Genomic DNA, 12500 nt, shown 5'->3' with positions numbered 1-12500 from the left:
ACCGAAACCCGAAGGCCCGGAACATCATTCGACATGTGAAGTACCAAAATAATTTGGCACTGACATTCATCGACACACTGTTGAGTTCTCAAAGAACACGCGCACACCATCACCGCAACCTTCAGGCCACTCGCTCCGGGGCAACTTTTCCAGCCTATCCCATCGAAGTCACCGGCGCAAACCGGAACATCGTGAAGAAGAACTGGGGTTGAAGCACAACCATACATGATGGAAACTACTTCGAATTTTGGCCAGGCACTTCGTACAACCTCGTGTCACTCACCCTCGCAGGTGGGAGTCGGTGTCCGTGTCGCTCTGACTTGGAATAAGTTACGCGACTGCCGAAGCCTTTAACAAATCGCCTGGTCAGGGCGAATGCTTTTGCCATTTCCGCAGCTAGAGCCCGTCATATCACCGTCAATTCACCGAAATTGCGCAAATGTGACGCCGGACACCGAAGGATGAAGGGCGAACTCACACAATCTCGACCCGTATTCCGGCGTCCTCGAACAATGCGACTTGCCGTGCGTCTACTGCGGAATCGGTGACCAGCACCGCCCCCGGAGGAATCGGGGCCCACGCATGGAATGGCCGTTCCCCGAGCTTGGCGGAGTGCGCAAGTATGTAGACCTCGCCGGCGCGCTCGATCATCATCTCCTTCAATCGCGTCTGGTCGAGCTCTGCTTCACAAATACCCAAGTCAGCGGTCACGGCATCGGCACCGAGAAAGGCCTTGTCAAAGGACACCCGCTGTAGCGATGCCTCAGCGAGTGGCCCGACAAACCCCTGGCTGAGCTGCCTCAATGTCCCGCCGAGGCATTCGACTCGGACACCCTCGGCATCGGCCAGCGCTTCGAGCGCGGTCAAGCCAGCAGCAATCACCGTCAAATTCGTCACGTGACGTAAGAACTCGCCCATCGCGCCCACCGTCGTACCGGCATCCAAGAGGACGGTCTCTCCAGGCCGGACCTGCGCTGCAGCCCACTCGGCAATTCCCCGCTTGGCCTCGAACCCCTCCATTGCGCGTTGACGCAAGGAGGATTCCGGATGAGGGTTGAGAGCAATCGCGCCACCGTATGTTCGGGCAATAACCCCCTGCGCGGTCAACTGGCTCAGGTCGCGGCGAATCGTGGACGCGGTCACCCCGAATTGAGCAGACAGATCCTCGACACTGGCCAGACCGCTGGTGCGAGCGAGCCTCGCAATCTCCGATCGCCTCGCCTCCGATTCCCGGATGGCCATCGCTCCCCCTTCGAAACTCCGCGCCTACTTGGAAACGAATGTGCTGGTTGCCAATTCGGCTGCCTGTCGCAGCGCCTCGACCATACTACCGGCCTCGGCTATGCCTTTACCTGCGATATCGAAGGCGGTTCCATGGTCTACCGATGTACGAATGACAGGCAAACCGACGGTGATGTTGACGCCCGCTTCGATTCCGAGAACCTTGACCGGACCGTGCCCCTGATCGTGGTACATCGCGACGATCAAGTCGTAGTCGCCACGGCCGGCCAGGAAGAATGCCGTATCCGCGGGCAGCGGGCCGTGCACATCCATTCCCTCTGCTTTAAGCAGTTCGACGGCCGGAATGATCTTCTGTTCTTCCTCCCCGTAGCCGAAGAGCCCGTTCTCTCCCGCGTGCGGATTGATTCCACACACTCCGATCTTCGGTTCCGGATTTCCCGTCCGCACCAAGGCTTCGTGACCTCGACGAATAGTCCGTTCGACCAGTCCGGGCTCGATCCGAGCAACTGCGTCGAGGAGCCCGATGTGCGTGGTCACGTGGATGACCTTGAGTTTGGGCGTCGACAGCATCATCGACACTTCCTCGGTACCTGTCAGGTGCGCGAGCAGCTCCGTGTGTCCCGGGAAGATATGACCTGCTGCATGTAGGGCCTCCTTGTTCAGGGGCGCTGTGCAGATCGACTGAACTTCACCGCGGACAGCGAGTTCGCTTGCAACACGGATGTACTGATATGCGGCGTCTCCGGCAACGGCTGACAGTTCACCCCACGCCAAGTCCTCTGGCAGTAGGTCAAGGTCGATAACGTTGATCCGTCCGGACGTGAATTCGGCATCCTTGATCTCGTCGATCGCGACCACGTCGACATCGATGCCGAGTACTTCAGCAGCCAGACGTAGGCGTTTTGCGTCGCCGACAACAACTGGGCGGCAACGCTTTCTTGTTTCGTCGTCGAGTAACGCCGGAACGATCACTTCGGGCCCGACGCCGGCGCCGTCCCCCATGGTGACAGCGATCAGCGGCAGTGGTGCGGATTCGATGGGCATTACGTTGACCTCGTTGTCTGAAGGATTTACCGAAAGTGGACTGTGCGGAGTGACGACCGATGCAGGGCGCGAGAGAAACTCCGTGATGGAAAGCAAACTGTGTACATCGCCGAAACTGCCCGGCCGCGTGACGATGTAGCGTCCCGTCGGATCGAGGGAAAGCACTGCACCGTATTCGATTTCGCATACCGGTGACAGATGCTCGATGCCCAGTCGATCGAGAACGCTGCGTGCGGTTTCGCCGCCGGTGAGGACTAGATCAAGTGGGTGTTCGCGGCCCGCGAGACTCACATCTACGGCTGTGATCAGTTCAGCCAGAGCAGATACCAAGCGGGCAGCCTCAGTCGGGACGACTGGCCCACCAACCGAAACGACAACATTTCCGCCATCGAGGGCTTCCAGGATCGTAGACGGATCAGCCGAATTCGACAGGAGGTCAGCGCTGTTCACGAGTACGTGCCGAACACCGGAATTCCGAAGCAACGCCACCTGCTCAGCTGCGGAGGTGTCCGCCGTCCCCACAACCGTCAAGCTGCTTCGCGAAGCACGCAGTTGCACAGCAGTATCCGACGATCGTGCTGTTCGACTTCGCGCCACGGCCGCAGCAAGCGCAGCGGTTCCCACCAGCCTGGAACGCGGAACCTTCTGCGCTGCAGTCACAATCATGTCAAGGTCTGCATCCGTTTCTACATCGCAGACGGCAACCGATTCGGAATCGGCGATCTCCTGGAGTATCCGAGGTAGCGCTTCCGACCGTACGACTACCAGCGGTACGTCGGCAGTGAGAACCGAGTCACCGAGCACTTCGACGATCGAATGCGGGGGTTGCGTCGCCTCCGCGCGCCACAACGAAGTGCTATGCAACGGAACACCGTCGACAAGTGGCACGCCATCGCGGACCGTCCGTCCCAGCGTGGGGAGTCCGGCGGCAACAATGACCGGCGATCCGTCGCGCGTAAGTTCTGCAACCTCGGCAGCTATGTTGCCCCGGAGTAGAGAGTCGATCTTCTTCACAACAGCGAAGCCCGCGGCCGATTGCAGAACAGTACGGACGTCGCGCGCGGCCTGAGCGGGATCGGAACGACGCGAATGCAGGTCGAAGACGGTCACATCGCTTCCGTCCGGCGTGCCGGGGCGCAGCCTGAGCGATACAGAGCTACTGCGGGCAAGAAATCCAGCGGCCGATTCCGCGGCGCCTGACAGGTCATCTGCGATTACTACCAGTGGTTTCATCGACTACCTCGACCCCCTTTCGGTCTGAATCGAGTATGCACAGTCCCGCAATTGATGCGCGAAGTACGCAAATGAAGTTACGGGACTTGCGCGAAGTGCGCAACAGTGCCATTGTGAGCTGAGTTACAAGCGAGAGTCCGACACGATTGTGCGCAAACAATCCACTCGGAGCGTCGCCCCCACGCTGCCCGTCAGGATCGAAAGGTCACCGATGACCAATTCTCGTTTGCGAACACCACAGCTCTCCCGGCGCTCCTTCTTGCAGTTCACGGGACTGATCGGTGGCGCAACGCTGCTGGGTTCGACGGCCGCATGCGCCGGTCCCACCGGAAAACCGACCCAAGACACGCTCGTACTCGGACTCAACCGTTCGCTGGTCAGTCTCGACAACAAACTCAACCAATTCGACGCCGCGGTCACAGCACAACGAGGCGTCCGGCAGGGACTCACCCGTATCGGCGACACCCTGACCCCACAACTGGTTCTTGCCGATCAGTTCGAGTCGACCGGCCCCACCGAGTGGACAGTTCGACTCCGCGAGGGAATCCGCTACTCCGACGGCACCCCCGTGGTCATCGACGACGTCACGACGGCCATGGAGATGTACCAGCAGGTCAGCGGATCGTTTGTCGCCCCGCAATTTCCCGAGTGGCCCACCGTCGTGCCGATCGACGACCGCACGTTCATTCTCCGAACAAAATCCCCGGTGCCGGTGCTGGACTCACTCATGTCGAACATCTTGATCACGCCGGCGGCCGCAAACGAACCGAATGAATTGCAGAGCGGAGTCGGTTCCGGCCCGTTCATCGTCAGCGAATCGAACCGTGGCACCGGCGATTACACGCTGGTCGCCAACGACAACTACTGGGGCCCAGCCCCCGGTGTTCGTCGAGTCCAAGTTCGCTTCATCCCCGAAGAGGCCGGCCGAGTGGTTGCGCTGCGGAGCGGTGAGGTCGACGTCATCGACTCGATCAGCCCGGACTCCGCAGAACAACTCGCAGACCTCCCTGGCGTCCAGGTCGATACCGTGCCGAGCACTCGAATCAACCAACTGTTCTTCAACTTTCGAAAGCCCGCCGATCACCCACTGTCCAATCCACGTGTCCGCGAGGCACTGACCTACGCCATCGACGGCGAGTCGCTCGCCCGAGACGTGCTGATCGGATCCGCGGTACCGGCCACCGGTCCTGCACCGTCGACATTGGACGGAGCCGTGAAAACCGGCACTTACCAATATGATCCACAAAGAGCGCGGCAAATGCTCGCCGCCGAGGGTGCCGATGACCTGGAACTCACCTTCATCTGGGAAACCGGAGAATTCACCAACGACGTTTCGGTGATGGAATCGGTACTCGAGATGATGAAAGCAGTGGGTGTTCGCGTCAAACTGCAGCAGTTCGAGCCAGGTGGTGACATCTCGTCGTGGCGTCAGGGCAAGACCGGGGACTGGGATGTGCTGGGCAACGGTTACGGCAACCAGACTGGACTTGCACTGACCACGCTGCAGGGCATGTATGCGGGAACCGCCGAGAAGGAAGCAACCCGCGACACCTATCACGGGTATGTGTTCCCCGAGATCACCGCGAAGATCCAAGCCGCATCGAGCGAACCGGATCCGTCGCAGCGTGCCGCTCTTCTCGACGCCGCGCAGCAGGACATCTGGAACACCTGGCCCTGTCTGTGGAGTTTTGTCCCCAACGCACTGCTCGCGAAACGCACACGCGTTCAGAATGTTTCACTGACCCCGATCAACTCCTACGACCTCGGCGCCGTCCGATTGGAGGCCTGAGGCGATGACTCTCACTGCTCCGACACCGCAAACCGCACGCGAAATCTCCCCGCGTCGTCGCACAAAGATGAACCCGACACTCAAATACGTGCTCAAACGCTTGGCACAGAGCGCACTGACGATCTTCCTCACGCTCACAACAGTGTTCGTCCTCATCCGCATGGCTCCGGGCGATCCTGCCTACGCTTTGGCCGGGCCGCTGGCGAGTACAGAAGATCTCGCTAAGATCCGCGCTGACATGGGCTTGGACAAGTCCGTGTTCTCCCAGTACTTGATCTACCTGTGGGATCTCCTTCACCTGAATCTCGGCACGTCGTACTCGTTCCAGGCGCCGGCCATGGACGTTGTCCTCGGCAGACTTCCGTACACCATCACCCTGGCCGTCAGTTCTATTCTGCTGACCGCCGTGCTCTCGATTCCGTTGGGCGTGTGGATGGCCCGTCACGCAGACACGCGACGCGAACTCGGCGCGAACGTCGTGGCCGTCGGCGGACAGTCCATGCCGGAGTTCTGGAGCGGCCTGATGCTGGTGACGATCTTCGCGGTCTTGATCCCCGTGCTCCCGGCTGCCGGATTCACCACGTGGCCGTCGTTGATCCTGCCCACCGTCACTATCGCGATCCTCCAGATCGCGTTGATCTCCCGGATGGTTCGACGCGAAATGGTCTCGGCCTTCGCCTCTCCGTACATCACCGTCGCTCGATCACGCGGAGTATCGGAACGCGAACTCACCTGGCGATACGCCATGCGTAATTCGGCGATTCCCATCGTCACCGCACTGGGCACCAGATTTGCCGGCATGCTCAACGGCGTCGTAGTCGTCGAGGTCGTCTTCGCCTGGCCTGGTGTCGGCTCACTGGTGGTGCGCGCGCTCGAGACACGCGACTACCCACTGATCCAAGCGACCGTACTCGTCACCGCAGTCCTGGCGGTACTCGTACAACTCGCAGTGGACCTCCTCTATCCCCTCCTGGACCCACGGGTACGCCTCGGAAAGGGCGCCAACTGATGACCACAGTCTTGGAACCTCCCACAACACCGCGCCCCAGCGCAGTCACCGAGGCAGATTTCGCTCGCGCCGGAGCCACACGTCGTAAGCGAGACAGCCGCGTCAAGATCTGGGCCGGCTCGATCTGCGCACTCCTGGTGATTCTTCCCGTCGCGCTCGCCGGCCTGCTGCCACTGGCAGATCCGAATCAAACCAACCTGAGCCAGCGACGGTTGCCTCCGCTCAGCGAGGGCCACCTGTTCGGCACCGACCAGCTTGGACGCGACCTACTCTCGCGAATCCTGCACGGCGGGCAAGTGTCTCTGACAATCGGCATTCTCGCCGTCGTCGTGTCCGGCATCATCGGCGTCGTCGCAGGTTCTGCCGCAGGCTACTTCGGCGGTTGGGTCGACACGGTCATCTCACGCTTGCTCGAGGCACAGCTGTCCCTTCCTCTGTTGATGATGCTTCTTCTTGTCGTCGCGCTGTTCGGTCCGTCCATTCCCGTGATCACGTTTGTCATCGCAATCGCGCAGTGGCCCGAAGTCGCCCGACTGACCCGTTCCTTGGTGCTCGTCGAACGCGAAAAGCCCTATGTAGCAGCAGCCAGAGTCCTGGGCCTGACCCGCATGGCCATCCTCGTCCGCCACGTAATCCCGAACATCGTCAAGCAGGCGTCGCTTGTCGTGCTGTTGCTCCTCGCCCAGGCCGTCCTTCTGGAAAGCTCGTTGAGCTACCTCGGCGCGGGACCACAACGTCCGTTCGCGACATGGGGCCGAATCATCGCCGACGGTCAGGACTACATCACCACCTCATGGTGGATCGTGACGCTGACAGGCCTGATGATCGTGCTGCTGGTGGTCGGAGTGAACCTACTCGGCGACGGCCTGCGCGATCGGCCGACAGGATCGAAACGACTGGGCGCAAGCCTGTTCGGGCGTGGCAGCGCCCAGAAAGCGAAGGCGTGAGACATGGGAAATCTACTTCGGGTCGACGACCTCCAGATCGAACTTGTCACTGCCAATGGCGTAATCCGAGCCGTTGACGGCGTGTCCTTCTGCATCGATGCCGGTGAAACCGTCACCATCATCGGTGAATCCGGCTCGGGCAAGTCGACGACAGCTATGGGAATCCTAGGGCTGCTTCCGGACGATCTTGCCGTCCTCTCCGGGAAGGCCGCGTTCAAGGGCCAGGATATTCTCGGAAACACGAAGATCTTGAACGACATTCGTGGACGACACATCGCCCTCATTCCCCAGGATCCGATGACGGCTCTGAGTCCCGTCCACACCATCGGCAGTCAGCTTCGAGAAGCCGTGCGCCACAGCGGCGTGACTGCCAAGAAACAGCAAATCGAGCGGGCAGTGGAACTGCTCGAACAGGTGCGCATTCCGTATCCGGATCAGCAACTCGACAAGTACCCACATCAGCTGTCGGGTGGAATGTTGCAGCGTGTCCTGATCGCCGGCGCACTTGCCGCCGGCCCCGAACTGATCGTTGCCGACGAACCCACCAGCGCATTGGACGTCACCGTGCAGGCCGGGATTCTGGACCTACTGCTCGAGTTGCAGGAGCGCACCGGAATCGGAATGCTGGTCATCACCCATGACCTCGGAGTTGCCCGACTCGTATCCGATCGCATCTACGTGATGAAGGACGGACGTTTTGTCGAGACCGGCAGCGCCGACGTCCTCGTCGACGCACCGCAAAGCGCCTACACACAAAAGCTTCTCGACGCCATACCGCATCTGGGGCCTTGGGACGGCGACCCCGCCACCGATACGCGTTCAACCCAGATCGGAGCCACGGTATGAGCACACACAACAGTCCCTTGCTTGCCGTCGAAGACCTCGTTGTCGAATATCCGGTTCCCGACGGGGTATTCCGAGCCGTGGATGCTGTGAGCTTCTCGGTGGAGAAGGGTAAGACCCTTGCCATCGTCGGCGAATCCGGATGTGGCAAGTCGACGATCGCTCGATCTATCGTCCGACTCCTCACGCCGACCAGTGGACGCATTCTCGTCGACGGCACCGACATCGCGCAGATGTCGGAGAAGTCGCTGCGCCCCTTCCGCTCCCGCGTCCAGATGGTTTTCCAAGATCCGTACGGATCGCTGGACCCCCACCTGACTGCCGAGGACATCATCGGAGAACCCCTACGACTCAAGGGAGTCCGAAGCAAGGCGGAACGCGCGAGGGCCGCAGCCGAGCTCGTCGACCGCGTGGGATTACCCAGCTCGGCATTGCATAGACGTCCGGCGGAGTTCTCCGGTGGGCAACGTCAACGCATCGGCATAGCCCGCGCACTTGCCAGCGGACCCGAGATCCTGGTGTGTGACGAGGCCACCAGCGCTCTCGACGTTTCGGTGCAAGCACAGGTACTCGAACTCCTACGTGAAATCCAAGCCGATACCGGTCTGACGTACGTTTTCATCTCACACAACTTGGGCGTCGTCCGAGAAATCAGCGAGACCGTAGTCGTGATGTCGAAGGGAACCATCGTCGAAACCGGTTCCACAGAAACAGTTCTCGCCAGCCCACGCGAGCCGTACACCCGCGCACTACGAAGCGCTGCCCTCGATCCCACCACCATGGTCGGGATCAAACCACGGCACGTGGTCGCAGCCCTGTCCAAGAACTTGCTGGCCAAGCAGACCGAATCACGAGGAGTTGCCTGATGACCGCCCCACTCGAGCTTCCGAAACTGGTGCTGGGCACCATGACATTCGGAGACACCGTCGACATTTCGGGTGCGGGTTCGATGCTCGACGCAGCACTGAACGCCGGCATCACACACATCGACACCGCCAACGGATATGCGGGCGGTGAGTCCGAGCGCATGCTGTCGAAACTCCTCCATGGCCGACGCGATTCCGTCACTCTGGCCACCAAGGCGGGAATGCCGCACCCCGATGCCGGTGACAACAGCCCACTCTCGGCGCAGGGACTCCGGGCAAGCATCGAAGGAAGCCTGCGCAGGCTCGACACCGACTATGTCGACCTGTTCTATCTCCATCAGCCGGATCGAGCGGTATCGCTTAGCGAAACACTTACGACCGTCGCCGAACTGGTTGCGGAAGGAAAGATACGCGCTCTCGGTGTTTCCAACTTCGCAGCCTGGCAAATAAGCGAAATCAACTACACCGCAGACACAGTGGGTGCGCCGCGACCGATCGTCGCACAACAGCTCTACAACTTGCTCGCACGTCGGATCGAAGAAGAATACGCAGAATTCGCGAACGTGACCGGGCTGACCACCATGGTCTACAACCCGCTCGGCGGTGGACTACTCACCGGGCGTCATACTTTCGAGGAAAACCCCGCCGACGGCCGATTCGGCGACTCCCGCCTCGCGTCGATGTACAAGGAGCGGTACTGGAACACACAGATTTTCGACGCCATCGCGCAACTGTCGACAATCGCCGAACAAGCCGGGATCGCTATGACCGAACTTGCTCTTCGCTGGCTCGTCAGTAAGCCGGCAACCGGCCCGATACTCCTGGGAGGATCGAAGGTCACGCACCTGGAATCCAATATCGCGGCACTCCAGCGCGGCGCACTCGACAATACGATCGTCGAAGAATGCGATCTGGTCGGAGCCGCACTGCGCGGCCCCATGCCCAACTACAACCGCTGAAAAACACCCGCCAACACCAAGAGAGACCCCGCTATGTCTGCACAGGAATTCGCCGCACGTATCCGCGGACGCGAACGCATCCTCGGTTACTGGTCCGTCATCGACAGCCCGATCTCGACCGAATGGATCGCACACGTCGGCTGGGACTACATCGCACTCGACATGCAGCACGGTCTGATCGGTTACTCGGGAATGGTCGCCGGGCTCACCGCCATCGACTCGTCGCCGTCCACCGTCGGCATGGTCCGAGTCGAAGCCAACAATCCAACTCCCATCGGGCGAGCTCTCGACGCCGGCGCTGTGGGCGTCATAGTTCCACTGATCAACAACGCCGAAGAAGCCGCGGCTGCAGTCGCTGCCGCCAAGTACCCGCCATTCGGCGTTCGCTCCTACGGACCGATGCGCTCGCAACTCCGGGTCGGACCTATCCCCGCCGACGCGAACCGCGACACAGTTGTCTTCGCGATGATCGAGACACCACAAGGCCTGGCGAACGTCGAAGAAATCTGCGCAGTGCCCGGATTGGACGGCGTCTATGTCGGCCCGTCCGATCTACGAATTGCCGTCGGCGGCAAGCATTCCAACGATCCGGATGTGTCCGAGGAATTCGAAGCTGCGCTCACTCGGGTCCGCGAAGCCGCTGCCGCGGCCGGTGTTGCCGCCGGAATCCACACCCCAGCCGGGCAGATAGCAGCGCAGCGTCTCGGAGAGGGCTACACCTTCGCGACGGTTGCCTCCGACCTCACCCACCTGGCAAACGTCTCGGCTCAACACTTGGAAGCCGCTAAATCCTGATCCAGGTACAGAAATGGCGATGCACCCGTCCCAGGAGGTACGGGTGCATCGCCATTTCATCCGACTAACGCTGAATTGCCTTGATCTCGAGGAACTCTTCGAGCCCGAACGTGCCTGCTTCACGTCCGATACCCGACTGCTTGTAGCCACCGAACGGAGCATTCGTGTTGAATGCTCCGCCGTTCACTTCTACCTGACCCGCCCGCAACTGCCGTGCGACGCGATCCGCCCGATCGGGATCACCCGACCAGACACCGCCGGCCAGACCGTACTCGGTACCGTTGGCGATCCGAACTGCGTCGGCTTCGTCCTTGTATCCCATGATCGAGAGGACCGGCCCGAAAATCTCCTCGCGCGCAATCGTCATGTCCTCGGTGACATTGGAGAACACCGTCGGCCCGACAAAATATCCACTGGCCAAACCTGTTTCGCGCCCGTCGACTACAGCTGTGGCGCCCTCAGCCACACCCTTCTCGATGTACCCTCGAACGCGTCCGAGCTGATTCGCGTTCACCAACGGCCCAAGCACGGAAGTGGGCTGCGTCGGATCTCCCACGGGGAAATGCGCGGCGACCGCGGCAGCGATTGCAGCGGCCTCATCCACCTTCTCCGCCGGAACCAACATACGAGTCAGCGCTGAACACGTCTGGCCCGAGTTTATGAAGCACTTTGCGACGCCATCCGTGACGGCCTTTTCGAGGTCTGCGTCATCGAGAATCACGTTTGCGGACTTACCACCCAATTCGAGTGAGACCCTCTTGATAGTGTCTGCTGCCACGATGGCAACGCGCTTGCCCGCACGCGTAGAACCTGTGAACGAGACCATGTCCACCTCGGGATGGCCGGCGATTGCCTCACCGACAACCGGTCCGTAGCCACTCACGAGGTTGAATACACCTGCAGGCAAACCGATTTCATCAAAAATATCGGCAAGCGCATACGTGATCAGAGGCGCAACTTCGGTTGGCTTGAGAACAACGGTGCAGCCGGCTGCCAATGCGCCGCCAACCTTCAGGACCACCTGATGCAAGGGGAAGTTCCAGGGCGTGATCGCGCCGACAACGCCGGCCGGCTCACGGACGATCAACGAGTTGCCAACCTCATGAGCGTCGAAGTCGTAGGTTCGTGCGAGTTCCGCGAACGCGTTCAGGTTCGCGAGCGGCATACCGATCTGTACAGGCTTCGCGAACCCCAGCGGCATACCCATGTCCGCAGACACCAGCGCAGCGAGTTCGTCGGTTCGCTCGGCGATCAGCGCCGCAGCTTTGGACAGGTACTCTGCGCGCTGAGCACCGGTCAACGCCGACCACTCGGGAAAAGCTTTTCGTGCCGCAACCGCTGCGGCGTCAACGTCGTCTGCAGTACCTTCTGCGACCTGAGCGATTACTTCCTCAGTTGCGGGATTCAGCACGTCGATACGGCCGCTACCTGCCGATTCGATCCAGGATCCGTCGACATAAATTTTGGTGCGGTCGAGAATATCGGTCATCGAAGCCTCCAAAGTCATCACTCATGCGTTGGTGAGGGCCCGCGCTCTCCGCGCCGGGAACCTCCTCCGAGCCTAACCACGCATGGCACGTTCCGTGGCAGGTTCATTGCCATGGTGGACTGCGACTGGTGAAACTTGTGACCGATACAGGTTTTTGGGGTGAAACGAGAAAAGCCCCCCAACAATGTTGGGGGGCTTTCTCAAGTTGTGTTCGGCGGTGTCCTACTCTCCCACACCCTGTCGAGTGCAGTACCATCGGCGCTGAAGGGCTTAGCTTCCGGGTT

Annotated in this window: 10 protein-coding genes and 1 rRNA gene; 7 read left to right on the top strand and 4 right to left on the bottom strand. The window is 60.6% G+C overall.

Going from position 1 to position 12500, the window contains the following annotated elements:
- Positions 1–474: 474 nt before the first annotated feature.
- On the bottom strand, positions 475–1242 hold the full coding sequence (locus CJ178_RS23285; RefSeq protein ID WP_045071550.1) for a DeoR/GlpR family DNA-binding transcription regulator: 768 nt from the start codon (positions 1240–1242) through the stop codon (positions 475–477).
- A 24-nt stretch (positions 1243–1266) separates the two neighbouring features.
- Complete coding sequence (gene pdxA / locus CJ178_RS23280) at positions 1267–3519, bottom strand: 4-hydroxythreonine-4-phosphate dehydrogenase PdxA (protein ID WP_045071548.1); 2253 nt, start codon at positions 3517–3519, stop codon at positions 1267–1269.
- 211 nt (positions 3520–3730) lie between these two features.
- Between pdxA and CJ178_RS23270 the strand changes: the two genes are divergently transcribed.
- The 7 genes from CJ178_RS23270 to CJ178_RS23240 are packed head-to-tail and all read left to right on the top strand — an operon-like array spanning position 3731 to position 10727.
- Positions 3731–5308, top strand: coding sequence for an ABC transporter substrate-binding protein (locus CJ178_RS23270; protein WP_095888118.1), 1578 nt, complete (start codon positions 3731–3733; stop codon positions 5306–5308).
- A gap of 4 nt (positions 5309–5312) precedes the next feature.
- The gene (locus CJ178_RS23265; protein ID WP_172937825.1) at positions 5313–6317 is read left to right on the top strand and encodes an ABC transporter permease; all 1005 of its coding nucleotides are present in this window, start codon (positions 5313–5315) and stop codon (positions 6315–6317) included.
- The gene (locus tag CJ178_RS23260) at positions 6317–7264 is read left to right on the top strand and encodes an ABC transporter permease (RefSeq protein WP_045071542.1); all 948 of its coding nucleotides are present in this window, start codon (positions 6317–6319) and stop codon (positions 7262–7264) included. Before CJ178_RS23265 ends, CJ178_RS23260 begins: the two co-directional genes overlap by 1 nt.
- A gap of 3 nt (positions 7265–7267) precedes the next feature.
- A complete protein-coding gene (locus CJ178_RS23255; protein ID WP_095888117.1) occupies positions 7268–8110 on the top strand; it encodes an ABC transporter ATP-binding protein in 843 nt (280 codons plus the stop codon).
- Positions 8107–8973 (top strand): ATP-binding cassette domain-containing protein, encoded by an 867-nt coding sequence (locus CJ178_RS23250; RefSeq protein ID WP_095888116.1) that lies wholly within the window; start codon positions 8107–8109, stop codon positions 8971–8973. The genes CJ178_RS23255 and CJ178_RS23250 overlap by 4 nt, the downstream gene beginning before the upstream one ends.
- Positions 8973–9932 carry an aldo/keto reductase gene (locus tag CJ178_RS23245; protein ID WP_045071541.1) on the top strand — a complete coding sequence of 320 codons (960 nt, stop codon included), beginning with the start codon at positions 8973–8975 and terminating at the stop codon, positions 9930–9932. Before CJ178_RS23250 ends, CJ178_RS23245 begins: the two co-directional genes overlap by 1 nt.
- A 33-nt stretch (positions 9933–9965) precedes the next feature.
- Positions 9966–10727, top strand: a complete 762-nt coding sequence (locus tag CJ178_RS23240; protein ID WP_045071539.1) for an HpcH/HpaI aldolase family protein — start codon at positions 9966–9968, stop codon at positions 10725–10727.
- Between the two features lie 64 nt (positions 10728–10791).
- Here the strand turns inward: CJ178_RS23240 and CJ178_RS23235 are convergent, their stop codons facing one another.
- Both CJ178_RS23235 and rrf read right to left on the bottom strand, forming a co-directional pair.
- Positions 10792–12216 (bottom strand): aldehyde dehydrogenase family protein, encoded by a 1425-nt coding sequence (locus CJ178_RS23235; protein WP_045071553.1) that lies wholly within the window; start codon positions 12214–12216, stop codon positions 10792–10794.
- A 209-nt stretch (positions 12217–12425) separates the two neighbouring features.
- Positions 12426–12500 (bottom strand): 5S ribosomal RNA (rrf, locus tag CJ178_RS33825); the annotation flags it as partial.

This window comes from Rhodococcus sp. ACPA4 (genome assembly GCF_002300185.1).
Taxonomy (GTDB): Bacteria; Actinomycetota; Actinomycetes; order Mycobacteriales; family Mycobacteriaceae; genus Rhodococcus_F; species Rhodococcus_F globerula.
Note: the sequence above shows the minus strand (reverse complement) of the source record. Positions and strands in the feature narration are given on the sequence as shown.